Source organism: Hyphomonas sp. (assembly GCF_022844445.1).
Lineage (GTDB): Bacteria > Pseudomonadota > Alphaproteobacteria > Caulobacterales > Hyphomonadaceae > Hyphomonas.
Map to the genome: position 1 here is coordinate 209,415 of NZ_JALHLS010000001.1, position 17,651 is coordinate 227,065.

Consider the following 17,651-nt stretch of genomic DNA (forward strand, 5'->3'; position numbering starts at 1 on the left):
TAAGTCAAGGGTGCGTCACACCCCCCGGAGACTTCATGCGCGACCGCCTCCTGCTGCCCCTACTGGCAGCTGCCACCTGCCTGTCCTTCGCCGCTCTGACCCCTAGCCGCGCCGACACGCCGCCCTCCGCCTGGACGCTGGACGACATGAACGCCTGCCGCGAATACACCTACGCGCACTTCCTCAACCTGCGCGGCGCCAAGGGCGCGAAGACGTTCGATGACGCCTCCCTCTGGTGGTCTGATGAGGCGAACCGCAAGGGCCTCGTGACCTTCGATCCCAACCCATCCGAAATCCTGGACCTCTTCTCGGAGAAGGAACTCGCCGGCCCTGCCAAACTCTGCCTCTCCGCCGCTAGCGGCAAGAAATCGGTCGACCTGTCGAAGGGTACTACCTTGATGCTGTCGCGCTATGCCGAGGCGCATCCAGAGCCTGCGCCGTCTGCAGCGCCGCCCTCGCCGCCGCCGTCCGAGACCGCCCCGCCTGCCCCCAAGCGCCTCTGGACATCCGCAGAAACCTACCCGGATCCACGCCCCGCAACAGAAGACGGGATCGACTGCCGCGTCGCCCTCGCCCTGGCCTGGGGCTATGCGACGGGCGACGCGAGCGAGCGCTACGTGCGAGCCTTTCTCGCCACGGACGCCGCGCTGACACAAGGCACCGAGCTGTTCGACGCCCGCGCAAACTACTACAACGACCAGATCGGCAAGGATGGTCTGACTGCCATGGCCGACCGCTGCATCGCCAGCGCCAACGGCGCCGCCGTCGAGATCAACCCGCAGCGCGAGCAATTGATGGGGCCCGAGCGCTACGCCCTGTACCTTTCAAACGCTGCAAGCGAAGCCCGCGCCGCTGCCGCCTCACAAGAAGAGGCCCGCGCCCGCGAAGAAGCGGAAGGCGAGCTGCGCGAGCTTTATGCAAGATGCGACGCCGCCGCCTCAGCCGGACTCGAGCGAGCGGGCGACAACATGGCCGAAGCCCAGCGCATGGCGCTCAACTGGGCTGCCACCGGCCGTTATGGCACCAACTACGCAGTCGATCCTTTCAAGCGCGGCTGCGGGAACGTGCGCGACACCTGGGCGACGATGAACAACATGCAGTGTCCGGACGAATTTTTCAGCGAGATCCAGTCGTTCTACGAACAGTACGTCCTCGATTTCGGCACAGGCGCGCTCTACTGTGAGCAATAGGCCGCGCGCACCTCAGTTGCGGTTATCCGGACCGCCTGCGGCCTGTGACCCTCCGTATCCGGATCAGGCCGCCACCATTTTCCCGCCAAGACGCGCCAAGGCGCTCGACCATCCGGCCACGACGCCGTCCAGCAGATCCGAGCCATCCAGTGCCGCGGTCTGCAAAGTCAACACCAGCCGCGTTCCGCCGCCCGCCGCGATGAACTCCGCCGACACAAGGCTCACGCCTAGCAGCACGCTGCCCTCGCTGATCGATTCCGAATAGACGATCCGCGCATCCGGCACGATGTCGAGATAGCGCCCCACAACCCGCGCCACCGCCTCGCCGCCCACCATGCACAGCTGCACATCCTCCCCGCCGACGCGGAAGTCCGCCGCTTCGTTGAAGATCTCTACATCGTCCGACGGCGATCCCCAGATGCGCCGCACCTCCGGATCTTCCCAGGCCCGGAACACCCGCGCCGGGCTCGCCGCATAGGTGCGTTCCAGTGTTTCGGTCCGGTGTGCCATTGTCTGATGCGTCATTGCGTGTCTCCCTTGCGATTGAGAATTTCACCGAGCCGGTCGAGCCGGCGCTGCCAGGCGGCGTGATAACGGGTGATCCACCGGTCGAGTTCAGCAAGGCGCTGCGTCTCCAGCCGGCAGGTGCGTACGCGCCCAGTCTTGACCGTGCTGATCAGTCCTGCCGCCTCGAGTACGCGCACATGCTGTAGCAAACTCGGCAGCGTCATGTCGTATCCCGCCGCCAGGTCCGTCACGCTCGCCTCACCGTCCGACAGGCGGGCGATGATGTCGCGCCGGGTTGCATCCGCGAGCGCATTGAAGCCGCGGTCGAGCAGGTCCGGATCGGGCGTTCGATGGTTAGCCATACGCCTTACTATTGCGCGACGCCGCAGGCGTCAAGACACTAAGGCCATCGACTAACAATTAGATCGGGCGCCTCTTCCCATCCTCGCCAACCGCGTCTAGAAACGTTTCATCCGAGGGGTGTCCGGCATGGTGCCGGGCTGAGAGTTACCCTTTGAACCTGATCCGGCTCATACCGGCGCGAGGGACGGAGAAAGCAGATGCAGCCGCCGGGCGAAATCACAATTGACGCGACCTTCAACGGGCCTCCCGCGTCCGGCAATGGCGGCTATGCGGCAGGCCTCCTCGCAAGCTACAGCGCAGCGCCCCTTGTCGTGCGCGTGCTAGCGCCAATCCCGCTCGGCGCGCCGCTGACGCTTTCCCGCGCAGGTGACGTGACCGAGGCGCTGCACGGTGAGACCCGTATCCTCACCGCCCGACGCGGCGCCGTCACCCTGACACCGCCCCCGCCGCCGACACTAGCCGCCGCCCGCGACGCTGCCGCCCGGCCGACATCCTTCGGCGCCGGTGGCGCGTCCACCTGCTTCGTCTGCGGCCGCAACCGCGCCCCCGGCGAAGGCCTGCACATCCACTGCGGCCGCCTCGACGACACCCACGCTGCCTCGGTCTGGACACCGCATCCAAACATCTGCGGACCGGATGGTTTTGTGCGCCCTGAATACGTCTGGGCTGCGCTCGACTGCCCGGGTGGCTTCTCGCTACCCGTCTCGGCCACCACCTACCTGCTCGGTGAAATGTCCGCAGCGATTCACCAGCCTGTCCCCGTCCACGCGCCCGTTATTGTCCATGCCTGGCATGTCTGGAGCGACGGCCGCAAACACTTCGCCGGCACCGCTCTGCATGATGCGGACGGCGCCCTCCTCGCCCAAGCCGACACGCTCTGGATCGAACTCACGCCCGCACAAGCTAAAGGTCTCGCGTCATGAACAAGCCCACCAAGCCCGGCGACTTCGCCCCCCGCGCCGTCACGACCGGCCCCCTGCCCGCGAGCCGCAAGGTCTACACCGCGCCAGAGGCTGACCCGACGCTCGCCGTGCCGCACCGCGAGATCGATCTTCATCCGTCTGCGAACGAACCCGCCGTCCGCGTCTACGACACGTCCGGCCCCTATTCGGACGCTGCCGTCGCCATCAACGTCGAGGCGGGCCTGCCCCGCAGCCGCCGCCAGTGGATTCTCGAGCGCGGCGGCGTGGAGGAATACGAAGGCCGCGACGTGAAACCGGAAGACAACGGCTTCGCCGCCGGCAAGCATCTCACCCGCGAATTCCCCGTCAAGCACCGCCCCCTTCGCGGCTTGCCCGGCCAGCCGGTCACGCAGTTCGAGTTTGCCAAAGCCGGTATCATCACCAAGGAGATGATCTATGTCGCCGAGCGAGAAAATCTCGGCCGCAGCAAAGCGCTCGAGAATGCCCGCGCGCAGATCGAGCAGGGAAATTCCTTCGGCGCCGACATCCCCGAGCACATCACGCCGGAATTCGTCCGTTCAGAGATCGCCCGCGGCCGCGCCATCATCCCGTCCAACATCAACCATGCCGAGCTTGAGCCGCAGATCATCGGCCGCAACTTTCTTGTCAAGATCAACGCCAATATCGGCAATTCCGCCGTCGCCTCCTCCATCGAGGAAGAGGTCGAAAAAATGGTCTGGGCAATCCGCTGGGGCGCCGACAATGTGATGGACCTCTCTACGGGCCGCAACATCCACAACACACGCGAATGGATCATCCGCAACAGCCCCGTCCCGATCGGCACCGTGCCTATCTACCAGGCACTCGAGAAAGTGAACGGCGTCGCCGAGGACCTGACCTGGGAAGTCTTCCGCGACACGCTTATCGAGCAGGCAGAGCAGGGCGTCGACTATTTCACTATCCATGCTGGTGTCCGCCTCGCCTATATCCACCTCACGGCAAAGCGCGTCTGCGGCATCGTCTCACGGGGCGGTTCCATCATGGCGAAATGGATGCTCGCGCATCACAAGGAATCGTTTCTGTATGAACATTTCGGCGAAGTCTGCGAGATCATGCGTAAATATGACGTCGCCTTCTCCCTCGGAGATGGCCTGCGTCCCGGCGCCATTGCCGACGCCAATGATGCCGCCCAGTTCGCCGAACTCGAAACCCTCGGTGAACTGACGAAAATAGCCCACGCGAAGGGCTGCCAGGTGATGATCGAAGGCCCCGGCCACGTGCCCATGCACAAGATCAAGATCAACATGGACAAGCAGTTGAAAGCCTGCGGCGAAGCCCCCTTCTACACGCTAGGGCCCCTCGTCACCGACATCGCCCCCGGCTATGACCACATCACCTCCGGCATCGGCGCCGCCATGATCGGCTGGTTTGGCACGTCCATGCTCTGCTATGTCACGCCGAAAGAACACCTCGGCCTGCCTGACCGCAACGACGTTAAGGTCGGCGTCATCACCTACCGCATCGCCGCCCACGCGGCCGACCTCGCCAAAGGCCACCCCGCCGCACAACTGCGCGACGACGCCCTCTCGCGCGCCCGTTTCGAGTTTCGCTGGGAAGACCAGTTCAATCTGGCCCTCGACCCCGAAACCGCGCGCGACTTCCATGATCAGACACTGCCGAAAGAGGCCCACAAGACCGCCCACTTCTGCTCCATGTGCGGCCCGAAGTTCTGCAGCATGAAGATCACTGCGGAAGTGCGCGACTACGCCGCCGGGCTATCCGAAAACGAACGCGCCGACCTCGAACGCCAAAGCCGCGAGGCCGAAGACGGCATGAAAGCTAAGAGTGCCGAGTTTGTGGAAAAGGGCGGCGAGATCTATCTGTCCGCCGACGGACGGAAGCGAGAGGCAATAGACTAGGATCAGGAGTGTCCGACCACCTTCGATCTTTGCCTCTCTGGTGATCTTCTTGAGGAGCGTCCAGCCAGCGCCGGCCCAAGGCTGCGCAGGCTCAAGCAGCCCTTCGACGAGTTGATCAAAAGTGCCGACAGCGCGTTCAGCGGCCGGTCCCGCGGAACCGGCTGCCTGGATGACGGTCATGTTTATTCGGAGGGCGGAAGTCTCTTGGCTTACGGGATTTGATGCGCTCGATAAACAAAAGAGAGACAGACCTCTGAACTCGGGCGATTTGTTTTGGACCGCCCGATGAGTAGGTACGTTTTTTCAGCATTAGATTTTCTTGAGGGCGGACCTACCGGGTCGTCGGAATGACAGGCGACAAACGTCAACGCACTTCAGACGCGTGTTCAGTCGTTCCAATGGCGGAAAAGAGCTAGCGCGCCCGTCAGGACCAGGCCGGTAAGGCTTAAGGGCAGTACGGCCTCCGGCCAAATGCACCCTACAAACCCGCTCCCAGTATCCCGTTCGCGCGCCGCGCCTTCATGCATTCGAAGCTCCCCGCCCGGAATGCGCGGCAGGCTTCGGGGCGCTCCTCGTAGACGGCGCAGGTCGCCTTGCCTTCCCCTAGCTGCAGGTGCACGCAATGACCGCAACTGTAGTCCACATAGGTGCGCCCTTCATGTTCGAAGAGGCTTTCCGCTGGTAGCCGCCGACCGGCATCTTCGGGCAGCAACACGAGGTAGCGCGGGTTCTTGCTGAAGCAGCACGCCCCGCAGGTCACGCAATCGAACGTGTTGGACATCTGGCATCGGCTCCTATTGCCGGCGGCGATGTACTGCGCCGGCCCTTCCCCGGCAAGAGGACCCGTCCGATGTTGAACATCATGCCTACTGCGCAGCACTCTGTCGCCGTGCGCGACCGAAGATACCGCGCGATTTACGAGTCATGCAGAACAGTTGGCCCGCGCCAATCCGCCAGGGTCTCGTGCGGACAAAATCTACTCTCATCCCTACCGGAACAGCCGGACCGGGTTTCGTTCGGTTTTCAGGAAAGGCGTCCACGCCACATCACTTTCTTCCACGGACACCCGGCGCGTTCTGTGCGCGGCTTCATATTCTCCGTATCCGGACCGCTTATCCGCCCGGTCTGCGGTGCTGTACGCTACTTCTCTCCGGCGGATTTAGTTGCCTGCACCACCAGCCAGATCGTGATGCCCGACACCACCACCAGCAACGTGCCAAACCCTACCAGCGCGGCAATCGCCAGCGGATCAATCGTCAGACTTCCCATCTGCTCCACCCTTCGCCGCAGAGGCGGCCTTCAGCCCCGCATAGATCTCATCCTTCAGCACCATCCGCTTGCGCCGCAACGCCATCTCCAGCTCCTCGCTCGCCGGCTCCACGCGTGTCTCCATACGGTTTATCTGCCGGTTCACTTCATGGTATTCCTCGAAGAGTTTCGAGAAATGCGGGCTCGACATCTTCAGCGCATGCAGTTGCTCTGCCGACTCCGGAAACTCTTCAACTAGGTCGTGAGGCTTGTGCGTCATAGATCGGTCTCCACCTTCAGGCTGAGCCGAGATTTGCGCCAGCGCCGCCGCGCGCGGCATACGCAAAACCACCTAGACGCGGGGAAAAGTCCCCGCCCGGCTGAGCGCGGAGGAGACGCGGTGGTCCAGCGCGCGCTCCAGCCAGCGCGCCGTCTCGATCATCCGCTCCAGGTCGATGCCGGTGTCGAAGCCCGCCCGGTGCAGCATCCAGACGACGTCCTCGGTGGCCACATTCCCGGTCGCGCCAGGCGCAAAGGGGCAACCGCCGATGCCGCCGCAGCTGGAATCGATCACATCGACTCCAGCCTGCACCGCTGCAAAAACATTCGCGAGGCCCGCGCCCCGCGTGTCGTGAAAGTGCATCCGGAGTGGCACGTCCGGCGCCTCCATCCGTACACGCTCGATGCGCTGGCGCACGTCCCAGGGCGTCGCCGCGCCAATCGTGTCGCCCAGGGCCAACTCGGCGATGCCAGCCCGCTGCGCCTGCGCGGCGAGATTGCCCACCACGCCGATATCCACGTCGCCATCATAAGGGTCGCCGAACGCCACCGAGATCGTTGCCGACAGCGGCAGGCCCGCCTCGTGCACCAGGGGCGCGCACTTCGCCAGCATGTCGGCGCTTTCCTGCGGGCTCATGCCCTGGTTCTTCCGGCCGAACGTCTCGCCCGCCACAAGCACGAAATTGATCTCATCCGCTTTTGCCTCGATCGCCCGGCGCACACCGGTTTCGTTCAGCGCCAGCGCGATATGCTTGGTGCGCGCATTGCGCACCAGTCCCGCAAACACCGCCGGCGAGTCCGCCATTTTCGGCACGGCCTTGGGAGAGACAAAGCTTCCAGACTCCATCCGAGTCACACCCGCCGCCTCCAGCCGCGCGATGAACTCGAGCTTCTGCGCAACACTCAGATTGGCCGGATCATTCTGCAGCCCGTCCCTAGGGCCAACCTCGACGATATGGATCCTCCGCCCCATGATCATTTACCCGTGAATGCGGGCAGGCGCCGCTCGACGAAGCTCGCCACGCCTTCCTTGAAATCATGCGTCGCAAAGCTCGCCTTCATCTCCCCATCCGCAACAGCAAGGGAATCGGCATAGGACTGGAAATAGCTCTCGCGAATCTGCCGCTTCATGATCGCCACCGACCGGGGCGAAACCTGCGTCGCGAGATGCTGCGCCACTTCGTTCACGTGCGTCATCAGCGCATCGTGCGGCAGCGCCCTGTTCACGAGGCCAAGACGCTCGGCTTCTGTGCCGTCAAACTTGCGGGCGGTGAAGAGGAGGTCCAGCGCGTTCGCCTCGCCGACGAGGCGCGGCAGCTGCCAGGCGATACCATGCTCGGCGATCAGGCCGCGCTGGGAGAAGGCAGTCGTGAATTTCGCCTCGGCGGCCGCATAGCGCAGGTCCGCGAACAACGTCAGGATCAGTCCAATGCCCGCACACGGACCATTGATCGCCGCAATGATCGGCTTCGGGCAGGCGAACATATGGCCGAACCGGCCCGGAAAGGTTTGCTCCAGCGGCGAGACGGCCTTGGGCTGCAGATCCGGAATCTTGGCCCGATACTGCTCCACGCCGCTCGCCTGGATCGACTGAAGGCCGTTCATGTCAGCGCCCGCGCAGAAGCCACGCCCTGCACCCGTGATCACGATGCAGCGCACCGCCTCGTCCGCCCCGCCGGCGCGGATCGCCGCCTCCACTTCGGTCTGCATGATGCCCGTCCAGGCATTCAGTCGGTCCGGCCGGTTCAGCGTGATTGTCAGCACGCCCCCCTCGATACCGGCAAGAATTTCCGTGTAGGCGGCCATGCGGATGCTCCCTCATTATCTATCGCCGGAGTGTAGCCACGATTGGCGGCGGATGTCAGCCTGCCTCAGCGTACGCTTGACTTCGCCCCGGCCGGGCGCCACCCAAACGACATGACCGACTACCTTCCTCCTCTCCCCGGCAGCGCGCAGGACGAAACGCGCGAGCTGCGCCCGAAGTTCGATGCCAGCGGCCTAATCGCCGCCATCGCGCAGGATGCCGAAACGGGCGAAGTGCTGATGCTCGCCTGGATGAATGCCGAGGCGCTCGCCCGCACGCTGGAGAGCGGCCGGGCGACCTACTGGTCGCGCTCGCGCGGCGAGATCTGGGTAAAAGGCGACACGTCCGGCAACACGCAGGAAGTGATCGAGGTGCGCGTCGATTGCGACCAGGACGCCGTGCTTCTGAAGGTACGCCAGACAGGCGGCGCCTGCCATACCGGGCGCGAGAGCTGTTTCTACCGAATCGCCCAAGCGGGCGGTCTCTCGTTGGCAGACGGAGGCGAAGCAGGCTAGCCTCCCGGCCAATCTGAGAAACCGGAAGGAAACTGTCCATGCGCCTCACCCGCCTGCTAACCGCCGCTGCCAGCGTGCTCGTCCTCACCGCCTGCGCCCCAGATGCCCCTGCTCCCTCAGAGCCTGCTGCCACCGAGCCGGTCGCCGAAGCGACCGAAGAAAAGCCGCTGCATGTCGCCGTGCTCGATTGCGGCACGATCGCGATATCGAACCTGGACGCATTCTCCTCCGCCGGTGACTATGCCGGTCAGTCCGACGAATTCACCGACACCTGCTATCTCGTTCACCACCCCAAAGGCATCCTGCTCTGGGATCTAGGTGTCCCGGGTATCCTGAAGGAAGCGGGCCCTGTGGTGCAGGACATTTTCACCGTCTCGCTCAACGCGACCATCACCGACCAGTTGGCTGAGCGTGACCTGACGCCGACAGATGTCGACTATGTCGCCATCTCGCACAGCCACTTCGACCATATCGGGCAGATCGACCAGGTACAGGGCGCGACCTGGCTGGTCCATCAGGCGGAACTCGACGCGATGATACCGCCCGACGGATCGGTGCCGAACACGTCGGCGGACCAGATCGCGCAATTCAATGCGTTCAAGAACCTTAAGCGCGAAGCCTTTACCGGCGAGAAAGACGTTTTCGGAGATGGCTCAGTCGTGATCTTTGAGACGCCGGGTCACACGCCGGGCCATACCTCGTTGCAGCTGAAGATGCCGGAGTCCGGCCCCATCCTGTTGACCGGGGACCTCTATCACCGCAGCGAAAGCCGCGCGCTCAACCGCGTGCCGCGTTTCAATTTCAATGAAGAGCAGACGATGGCTTCGATGGCCGCGTTCGAGGCCCGGGCGGCGGCCCTTGGCGCGAAGGTGATCATCCAGCATGAGCCAGCCGACATCGCACCGCTGGGCGGCATCATCCGATAGGGCGTCTCCGGCCCGGCAGCGGGGCGGAGCGCAACCTGATCAGCACGCGGGCGGGCTCATCCGGCGTCTTCTAACGCAGTTTACGATCGGGAAGAAACGCCCTCAGACGTCTGTCAGTTGCCGCCTTCGATGAGGCGGCGGGCGATGACCATGGCCTGAACTTCGCCGGCGCCTTCGAAGATGTTGAGGATGCGGGCATCCTGCAATATGCGGCTGATCGGATATTCCAGCGCAAAGCCGTTGCCGCCGTGGATTTGCAACGCATTGTCGGCCGCCGCCCAAGCGACGCGCGCAGCGAGCAGTTTCGCCATACCGGCCTCGAGGTCGCAGCGCTTGCCATCATCCTTCTGACGCGCCGAGAAGTAGGTGAGTTGGCGCACGCCGACGAGTTCGGCGGCCATCATCACAAGCTTGTTAGAGACGCGCGGGAAGTTGAAGATGGGTTGTCCGAACTGGCTGCGATCGAGCGCATAGCGCAGACCGATCTCGAATGCGTTCTGAGCCACGCCCACGGCGCGGGCGGCGGTCTGTATGCGTGCGCTTTCGAACGTAGCCATCAGGTGTTTGAAACCCTGGCCTTCCTTGCCGCCGAGCAGATTCTCCGTCTTCACTTTGAAGGCATCAAAGCCGATCTCGTATTCCTTCATGCCGCGGTAGCCAAGCACTTCGATCTCGCCGCCGGTCATGCCTTCAGCAGGGAAAGGCTCGGCATCGGTGCCGCGCGGCTTCTCGGCGAGCAGCATCGAAAGGCCGGAGAAATTGTTGGTGGTCGGATCCGTGCGGGCGAGCAGCGTCATCAGGTCGGCGCGCACGGGATGTGTTATCCAGGTCTTGTTGCCGGTCACCTCGTAGTATTGTCCGTCTGCGGACTTAATGGCACGGGTGCGCAGGCTTCCGAGGTCGGAGCCCGTGTTCGGTTCGGTGAAGACAGCGGTGGGCAAAATTTCGCCAGAGGCGATGGCGGGCAGCCATTTCTGTTTCTGCTCATCCGTGCCGCCAATTAGGATTAGTTCGGCCGCGATTTCGGAGCGCGTGCCGAGCGATCCGGTGCCGATATAGCCGCGCGAGAGCTCCTCCGAGACCACGCACATCGCGGTCTTGCCCATCCCGAGGCCGCCATATTCTTCCGGGATCGTCAGACCGAAGACGCCGAGCTCGGCCATCTCGTTGACGACGTCCATGGGTATGTATTCATTGCGCAGGTGCCAGCCGTGCGCGACCGGCTTGATGCGGGTGGACGCGAACTTGGCGAACTGGTCGCGTACCATGTCCATGGTCTCGTCGAGACCGGTGTGTTCCACCGTGTTGCGCGCGAGGGCGTCTGGCAAAAGGCGGGCGGCAGCGTCCAGAGACGCCGGCGTCTTGCCCTCAAGGATCAGGCGGCGAACGGCCGGGGCCGCGAACAAGGCGTCCGATGCCGTCAGGCAGTCCAGTTCGTGCGGGCGGATCATCTCCCCCTGGTTCATCGGAATACCCCCGACGAGCTGGGCGAGATAGTCGCTGAACAGTATCTGCGAAAGCAGCGCTTCGACATCGCCGAACTCACCATCCGCTTCAAGGCGCGTGGCCCAGCCGGCAGTCTGGCGGAGCGTTTCGAGATAGGTGGCGACCCAGGAGAGGCCATGGGCGCGGTGCTGGTGGCGCTCGAAAGCGGCGCGGTCGGGTTTGCCATCCGGCAGGGAAAGACTTGTGCGAGCGGCCAGCGTGGCAGCGGCGACATATGCCTCAACGGCCACGACCGCCTCGGCCATGGCGCCGGTCAGGCCCGTCATGCGGGCAGCCGCCACATCCTCAACTCCGTTCATGCCGTCCATGCCCCGCTCCCTGCGATTTGTTGTCTCGTGTCACCTGATTATAGGCGGCGGATTGCAACTGGCGAGTCCGCTTTTGTGCGGCGCAACAACGCTGGGACGGCCGACAGGGCGATTAACGGAACGCTAAGGCGCGTTAACCAGCCGCCGGTTGAACAAGGTTTCGTTAACCTTCAGATTATTAACAGAATGTTGGTGCGAGAAGCGCTTATTCCCCGAACATCGCAGTAAGTCTTTGAGGAGCCGCGCGCCGGATGAACCCCTATTCCCGATTCAGGCTTATCTCGAATACCGCCACCGCCGCCTTGCTTGCAGGCACACTTTGCGCCGCCTGGCCGGTCGGTTCGGCTCTGCTGGTGGCCGCGCTCGGCAGCGCAGGTCCGGTCTACCAAGCTAGCGTGGCTGGCATCGCCGCCGCACTGGTGCTGGTGTCGCTGATGGTTTCCGGATGGGCGTTCCCTGTCCTGTTCAGGTTGGGCACGGTGCGCAAGATGGTGCTGGGCAAGCACTATGTGGAAGGCACCTGGCTGATGGCCGAGCGCGGGCCTTCCGGTAGCGAGCGGCTGACCGTGCTGCACATATGCCCCGCGGGCGAAAGCTTCGGCCTTTCGGGTTATTGCCTCAACCAGGAGAGCGAGATCGAAAGCAACCGAATGGTCGAGTATTCGAAACTCGACGGACCGGTGCTGACCTACGCTTACCGCAGCCTGATGCCGGATGGAGCCGGCAACCAGGCGCGCGGTCTTAGTGAAGTGATGTTCGAGATGCGCCGCGGCATACCAAAGGCCTTCTCGGGACATGGCGAGCCGGTTGGCGGGCGCCGCTTCCCGGTGGAAGGTGTGAAACTTACGAAGGGGTCCGAACGCCGCCGCCTGCGCAAACTAGAGCAGCGCGCCGAGGTGACGGAAAAATACTGGGGCCTGTTTTTCGGCGCCTCAGCAGACGCGGCGAAAGATGCTGCCCCAGCCTTGCCCCGGCAGGATGTGCGCCGCCCAGTGATCGTCACCGCGACCCGCAGCGAGCCTGCTGCTGCGCCATTCATCGACCGCCGCAGCCAGGACAGCGTGCCTGCAGACGACGGCCCCGTGATTACCCGACGCCGCGCCAGTGATTGGCGCAACGAGGATGCCACCCCTACCGCCGACCGAATCCGCGCACGGATGATGCTCGGCTCAGAACCGGCCGCTGCAGAAGGTCTGGAAGACGAAGACCTCCCGCTTGAAGCGGAACTGGATGAAGACGTCGCGGACTTCGACGCTGACGAAGACATGGTGCTCGACGAGGACGCCGAAGAAATTGGCGACGAGGACGAATACGAGGCCGACGCCGACGACGGCGAGGACATCGACGAAGAAGATGAGGAACTGGACCTCGAGGACGAAGCAGACCTTGAGGAAGAGGAGGTGTTTGAAGCCGAAGAGGATGAGTACGAGGCTGACGCCGAAGACGAAGAGGCTGCCGAGGAAGAAGGCTCGGAAGTGCCTTTGACCGAAGAAGAACCGGTCCGAATCCGGCAGCGTTACGCCCGTCGCCGTTGATCCGTACGCAGACCCGGCTGGCGGCCCTTCTCCACGAGGGGCCGCTTCGCTTTGGGCGGCCTACTCCATCCGGCGGTAGCGGGAGGATTGGGCCCGGACCATGGCGCGGCCGAGGGGTTCGGGGAGAATACGGGTGAGCGTGGCGAGCGCCTTGTTGGCCAGGCCGGGGACGACGACCGGCTGGCCACGGTTGACCGCCTCAATGCCTGCCGCAACGACCGGCGCCGCTTCCATCCACATCCATTTCGGCATCTGGTTGGTGGTTTCGCGTGTGCCGTTCACGTCGTGGAACTCGCTCCAGGTAAAGCCGGGGCAGAGCGCCGTGCAGTGGATATCCGCGTGGCCGAGGGCCTCGCATTCCGCGTTGAGGCTTTCGGAGAATTTGATGAGGCCCGCTTTCACACTCGCATAGAGTGTGTGGCCGGCGCTGCCAGCAGCGTAACCAGCGAGCGAGGCGACGTTGATGATGCGACCATATTTGCGGGCGGCCATGCCGGGCAGCAGGCGGTGGGCGAGTTCAACCGGCGCCGTGTAGAGCACCTGCAGAAAGGCGGCCTGGTCCGACCAAGTGGTGGAGAAGAAAGTTCCCGGCAAGCCGTATCCGGCATTGTTGACAAGTGCATCGACGGCGAGGCTCCTGTTCTCCAGCTCGGCAACCAGGCGCGCCGGCGCAGCGGGGTCGGCAAGATCCTCGGCGATGACAGTTACTTCGACACTGTTCTTGGTACGGATTTCCTGCGCAAGTTCCTGCAAACGGTTCTCACGGCGGGCGGTCAAAACGAGGTTCCATCCGAGCGCAGCATACTGGCGAGCGAACTCCGCCCCGATGCCCGCAGACGCCCCTGTGATCAGACACAATCGACGATTCATGCTCAAAAACTCGCCTCGGATACGAAATTGTGGCTGAAATACAACAAAGGCAGAACTTAAGTGTGCCGTCAGCTCCGGTCTGTTGTTGCCGGGCGGACAATCCGCATCTTACGGTTCTAGAGGGGAAACACAACAATCGGCGGGCCCAGCCCTTTATTCCCATTTTCACGGAGCGGACATCATGACGTACAAGAACTTCCTTCTCGCAGCGGCAGCGACCTTTGCCGTCTCGTCTGGAGCCCAGGTGGCCTGGGCGCAGGAAGATGCGGCGGCTGAAGAAGCCCGCACGCTGGAGACCGTGGTCACACTCGGCACGCGCGTGGCCAACCGGTCAGCGCTCGATACGGCCGCGCCGGTCGACGTCGTCTCGGCCGAAGCGATTCAGAATATTGGCGTCGGCGAATTGAACCAGTCGCTGTCGGTCAACCTGCCCGCTCTGAACTTCCCCCGCCCTGCCCTTGCAGACGGAACCGACTCGGTTCGCCCGGCGGCACTGCGCGGCCTGGCGCCAGACCAGACCCTTGTGCTGGTCAACGGCAAGCGCCGCCACCAGGCATCGCTTGTCAACGTTAACGGCACGGTCGGCCGCGGCTCGTCGGCAGTAGACTTGAATACCATCCCGAACCTCGCTGTCGGCGGCGTCGAAGTGCTTCGTGACGGCGCCTCGGCCCTTTACGGCTCGGACGCGATTGCCGGCGTGGTCAACGTGCGCCTGCGCGAAGCCTCTGAAGGCGGCGCCGTCTCGGCCACCTATGGCTGGCGCGAGACGGAATACTCGGCCCCGGTCATCACCCCCACCGCGCCTGGCGTGCCGAACCCCGGCCCAGAATTCACCCGCGAGCGTTCCGACGGCAACATCTGGACCATCGGCGGATGGAAGGGCTTGTCACTGGGCGACGACGGCTTCCTTACCGTCACCGGCGAGTACAAGGACCAGCGCCACACCGAGCGTTCGGGCTATGACCACCGCCAGCAATACCCGGCCGGTAATGCCGCTTCCGAAGCGATCATCAACCGCTTCAACGCCTGGACCGGCGAACCGGAGCTTGAACAGCTAAGCCTGTTTGCCAATGCCGGCTATGACCTCGCCAACGGCGCGGAACTCTATGGCTGGGCCAGCTTCCAGGACCGCGAGACGATCTCGGCCGGCTTCTTCCGCCTGCCCAGCGACACGCGCAACGTGATCCAGATCTACCCGAACGGTTTCCTGCCGAAGATCAATCCGACGACGACGGACTATTCGACCCTTGGCGGCGTGCGCTTCGACTTTGCAGGCTGGGATGCCGACGCGTCGATCGGGTACGGCTCCAACAAGATGGAATTCCAGATCATCGACACGCTGAACCGTTCGCTCGGCACCGCGTCGGGCACGGAATTCGATGCCGGCGGCTTCGAGCATTCGCAGCTCGTCGCCAACCTCGCCTTCGTGAAGGGCTTTGCCGTTGACGGACTCGCGTCGGAACTGAACGTAGCCTGGGGCGCGGAAGCCCGTCAGGAAACTTACGAGATCTTCGCGGGCGAACCGGATTCCTACCGCAACGGCGGCGTTCTCCTGCCGCTGCTTGGCCCGGGCTGCACAGCACCGACCGCGGCGCAAACTCTGGCCGGCGGCTGTGCCACGGCGTCAGGCTCTCAGGTGTTCCCGGGCTTCCGTCCGGCGAACGAGCTGGAAGAAGACCGCACCGCTATCGGCGTCTATCTTGACCTTGAAGCCAACGTGACCGAAGCACTCCTCGTGTCCGGCGCGGTGCGCGGCGAATCCTACTCGGACTTCGGCGAAACGCTGACCGGCAAGCTGGCCGCCCGTTATGACTTCAACGATGCCTTCGCGCTTCGCGGCTCAGTCCAGAACGGCTTCCGTGCGCCGTCGCTGCAGCAGCAATTCTTCACCACAACGTCAACCAACTTCATCAACGGTGTGCCGTTCGACATCACGACCTTCCGCGTCGATGATCCGATCGCCCGCGCTCTTGGTGCAGAAGACCTCGATGCCGAGAAGTCGATCAACTACGCCCTCGGCGGCGTGCTTCAGTTGGGCGCCTTCAACCTGACGGTCGACGCCTACCGCATCGATGTGGAAGACCGCATCGTGCTGTCGGAGAACCTGACGGCCACCAACGTGCAGAACTACCTCGTCTCCCAGGGCTTCATCGGCTCCGGCGGCGGGCGCTTCTTCATCAACGGGGTCGACACCGAGACGACCGGCGTGGATATCATCGCCAACTATGCCTTCCCGGAAACCGCGTTCGGCTCGTTCAGCGCGACTGCCGGTGCCAACTTCAACAAAACTGAAGTGACCGCCGTTCCGGCAATCCCGGTGCTGACGGCGCTCACCCCGCCGCCGGTTCTGTTCGCCCGCACCAACGTGCTCACGCTCGAGGACGGCACACCGAAGGACAAGTTCACCGGTCAGCTGAACTGGGAACATGGTCCGTTCGCGGGCACCCTCCGCGCCGTACGTTACGGCGAAGTGCTGGTGCCGTCGAACAACCCGGCACTGGACTATACGCTCGACCCCAAGACGCTGATCGATCTTGAGGCGCGCTATACCTGGAACGACCTCGTCACCCTCGCGGTCGGCGCGGACAACATCCTCGACGAGTATCCGGATGCGGCCCCGCTGGGTCTCAACTCGACCGGCAACACGCCGTTCTCCACCTACTCGCCGTTCGGCTATTCGGGCCGCTTCATCTACACAAAAGCGACCCTCAACTTCTGATCCGGCAACTCCGGACCTGAAACTGGCGCCGCCTCCGAAAGGGGGCGGCGTTTTTCGTTTTCCCACAGGCGCGCTTCCGCATTAGTGTTGGTGCACCAACACTCCGGGAGGACACACATGGCGCGCGCAAAAGCGAATGGGATCGAGATTGAGTATGACACGCTGGGCAACGCGAACGACCCGGCGGTCCTTCTGGTGATGGGCTTTGCCCTTCAGATGACACGCTGGCCGGAGGGTCTCAAGCGGGGCCTAGCGGATGCCGGCTTCCGGGTGATCTGGTTCGACAACCGGGATGTGGGTCTGTCGACCGAGTTCACGCAATATGTGCCACCCTCCCCCATGGACGTGCTGACCGCCGCGATGACCGGCCAGGACGCGAGCAAGCTTGTTCCGTACACGCTCAATGCCATGGCGGCGGATTCGGCGGGCCTCCTAGACGCCATCGGGGTGGAGCAGGCCGACGTCCTCGGCGTGTCGATGGGGGGGATGATTGGCCAGCTGATGGCGCTGGATCATCCGCACAAGGTGAGGAAGCTGATCCCGGTGATGACGACGTCAGGTGATCCGATGTTGCCGCCGTCGACACCGGAAGCGATGGCCGCGCTGACGGCGGTGCCGGCTTCACGCACACCGGAGGCGATCGGCGACATTGCCGTGCACGCCCAGCATGCCATCGGCTCACATGCCGACCTGCGCAACAGCGCCGAACTCATCCGTTCACGGGCAATCGATGATTTCCACCGCTCCGACCGCCCCTTCGGCATGGCGCGCCAGTATACCGCGATTATCGGCACGCCGCGCTGGCACGAACGCCTGGGGAGCGTGAAGGCGCCGACGCTCGTTCTGCACGGAGCGGATGACCCTCTGATCCGCCCGGCCGCTGGACAGGACATCGCCCGGCGCATCCCAGGCGCGGTATTCAAGTCCTATCCGAAGTGGGGCCATGATCTCGCCGACCGGATGAGCGACACGCTGGTGGCGGATATCGTGCCGTTCTTGCGGGCGTAGGCCTTGATCCTTGTCAGGGTGCGGCGGCGCCGATAAGCTTCCTCCCTGCAGA

At 63.8% G+C, this 17,651-nt stretch carries 17 protein-coding genes and 1 riboswitch; of the genes, 8 read left to right on the forward strand and 9 right to left on the reverse strand.

The genetic code is table 11. From position 1 onward, the window contains the following. The first annotated feature begins 35 nt into the window (after window positions 1-35). Window positions 36-1,190 carry a hypothetical protein gene (locus Q0C17_RS01140; protein ID WP_291200016.1) on the forward strand — a complete coding sequence of 385 codons (1,155 nt, stop codon included), beginning with the start codon at window positions 36-38 and terminating at the stop codon, window positions 1,188-1,190. A 63-nt stretch (window positions 1,191-1,253) separates the two neighbouring features. On the opposite strand, the gene Q0C17_RS01145 is transcribed toward Q0C17_RS01140, so the two are convergent. Together Q0C17_RS01145 and Q0C17_RS01150 are read right to left on the reverse strand one after the other, a co-directional pair. Further along, window positions 1,254-1,715, reverse strand: a complete 462-nt coding sequence (locus Q0C17_RS01145) for an SRPBCC domain-containing protein (RefSeq protein WP_291200022.1) — start codon at window positions 1,713-1,715, stop codon at window positions 1,254-1,256. Next, window positions 1,712-2,059 (reverse strand): metalloregulator ArsR/SmtB family transcription factor, encoded by a 348-nt coding sequence (locus Q0C17_RS01150; RefSeq protein ID WP_291200025.1) that lies wholly within the window; start codon window positions 2,057-2,059, stop codon window positions 1,712-1,714. The genes Q0C17_RS01145 and Q0C17_RS01150 overlap by 4 nt, the downstream gene beginning before the upstream one ends. Window positions 2,060-2,163: 104 nt before the next feature. Further along, a riboswitch (TPP riboswitch) is annotated at window positions 2,164-2,262 on the forward strand. Here Q0C17_RS01150 and Q0C17_RS01155 point away from each other — a divergent pair. Both Q0C17_RS01155 and thiC read left to right on the forward strand, forming a co-directional pair. Further along, window positions 2,258-2,983, forward strand: a complete 726-nt coding sequence (locus tag Q0C17_RS01155; RefSeq protein ID WP_291200028.1) for a hypothetical protein — start codon at window positions 2,258-2,260, stop codon at window positions 2,981-2,983. It overlaps the preceding riboswitch by 5 nt. Then, window positions 2,980-4,881: a phosphomethylpyrimidine synthase ThiC gene (thiC, locus tag Q0C17_RS01160; RefSeq protein ID WP_291200031.1), complete on the forward strand. Its 1,902-nt coding sequence runs from the start codon at window positions 2,980-2,982 to the stop codon at window positions 4,879-4,881. Before Q0C17_RS01155 ends, thiC begins: the two co-directional genes overlap by 4 nt. A 478-nt stretch (window positions 4,882-5,359) precedes the next feature. Here the strand turns inward: thiC and Q0C17_RS01165 are convergent, their stop codons facing one another. The 5 genes from Q0C17_RS01165 to Q0C17_RS01185 form a co-directional block, all read right to left on the reverse strand. Further along, window positions 5,360-5,662 carry a YkgJ family cysteine cluster protein gene (locus Q0C17_RS01165; RefSeq protein ID WP_291200034.1) on the reverse strand — a complete coding sequence of 101 codons (303 nt, stop codon included), beginning with the start codon at window positions 5,660-5,662 and terminating at the stop codon, window positions 5,360-5,362. Between the two features lie 359 nt (window positions 5,663-6,021). After that, window positions 6,022-6,150 carry a hypothetical protein gene (locus tag Q0C17_RS01170; RefSeq protein ID WP_291200037.1) on the reverse strand — a complete coding sequence of 43 codons (129 nt, stop codon included), beginning with the start codon at window positions 6,148-6,150 and terminating at the stop codon, window positions 6,022-6,024. After that, complete coding sequence (locus Q0C17_RS01175; RefSeq protein ID WP_291200040.1) at window positions 6,131-6,409, reverse strand: DUF465 domain-containing protein; 279 nt, start codon at window positions 6,407-6,409, stop codon at window positions 6,131-6,133. Before Q0C17_RS01175 ends, Q0C17_RS01170 begins: the two co-directional genes overlap by 20 nt. 72 nt (window positions 6,410-6,481) lie before the next feature. Further along, window positions 6,482-7,381, reverse strand: a complete 900-nt coding sequence (locus Q0C17_RS01180) for a hydroxymethylglutaryl-CoA lyase (protein WP_291200042.1) — start codon at window positions 7,379-7,381, stop codon at window positions 6,482-6,484. A 2-nt stretch (window positions 7,382-7,383) separates the two neighbouring features. Further along, a complete protein-coding gene (locus Q0C17_RS01185) occupies window positions 7,384-8,214 on the reverse strand; it encodes an enoyl-CoA hydratase (RefSeq protein ID WP_291200045.1) in 831 nt (276 codons plus the stop codon). Window positions 8,215-8,325: 111 nt separating this feature from the next. On the opposite strand from Q0C17_RS01185, the gene hisI reads away from it, so the two are divergent. Together hisI and Q0C17_RS01195 are read left to right on the forward strand one after the other, a co-directional pair. Further along, window positions 8,326-8,727 (forward strand): phosphoribosyl-AMP cyclohydrolase, encoded by a 402-nt coding sequence (gene hisI / locus Q0C17_RS01190; RefSeq protein ID WP_291200048.1) that lies wholly within the window; start codon window positions 8,326-8,328, stop codon window positions 8,725-8,727. 38 nt (window positions 8,728-8,765) lie between these two features. Next, window positions 8,766-9,653 carry an N-acyl homoserine lactonase family protein gene (locus tag Q0C17_RS01195; protein WP_291200051.1) on the forward strand — a complete coding sequence of 296 codons (888 nt, stop codon included), beginning with the start codon at window positions 8,766-8,768 and terminating at the stop codon, window positions 9,651-9,653. A gap of 113 nt (window positions 9,654-9,766) precedes the next feature. On the opposite strand, the gene Q0C17_RS01200 is transcribed toward Q0C17_RS01195, so the two are convergent. Then, window positions 9,767-11,467 (reverse strand): acyl-CoA dehydrogenase family protein, encoded by a 1,701-nt coding sequence (locus Q0C17_RS01200; protein WP_291200053.1) that lies wholly within the window; start codon window positions 11,465-11,467, stop codon window positions 9,767-9,769. A 251-nt stretch (window positions 11,468-11,718) separates the two neighbouring features. On the opposite strand from Q0C17_RS01200, the gene Q0C17_RS01205 reads away from it, so the two are divergent. Beyond that, window positions 11,719-13,002 (forward strand): hypothetical protein, encoded by a 1,284-nt coding sequence (locus Q0C17_RS01205; RefSeq protein ID WP_291200056.1) that lies wholly within the window; start codon window positions 11,719-11,721, stop codon window positions 13,000-13,002. Between the two features lie 60 nt (window positions 13,003-13,062). On the opposite strand, the gene Q0C17_RS01210 is transcribed toward Q0C17_RS01205, so the two are convergent. Continuing rightward, a complete protein-coding gene (locus Q0C17_RS01210; protein WP_291200059.1) occupies window positions 13,063-13,872 on the reverse strand; it encodes an SDR family oxidoreductase in 810 nt (269 codons plus the stop codon). A 181-nt stretch (window positions 13,873-14,053) separates the two neighbouring features. Between Q0C17_RS01210 and Q0C17_RS01215 the strand changes: the two genes are divergently transcribed. Both Q0C17_RS01215 and Q0C17_RS01220 read left to right on the forward strand, forming a co-directional pair. Then, on the forward strand, window positions 14,054-16,591 hold the full coding sequence (locus tag Q0C17_RS01215) for a TonB-dependent receptor (protein ID WP_291200062.1): 2,538 nt from the start codon (window positions 14,054-14,056) through the stop codon (window positions 16,589-16,591). 117 nt (window positions 16,592-16,708) lie between these two features. Further along, window positions 16,709-17,599, forward strand: a complete 891-nt coding sequence (locus tag Q0C17_RS01220) for an alpha/beta hydrolase (RefSeq protein ID WP_291200065.1) — start codon at window positions 16,709-16,711, stop codon at window positions 17,597-17,599. The last annotated feature ends 52 nt before the right edge of the window (window positions 17,600-17,651 follow it).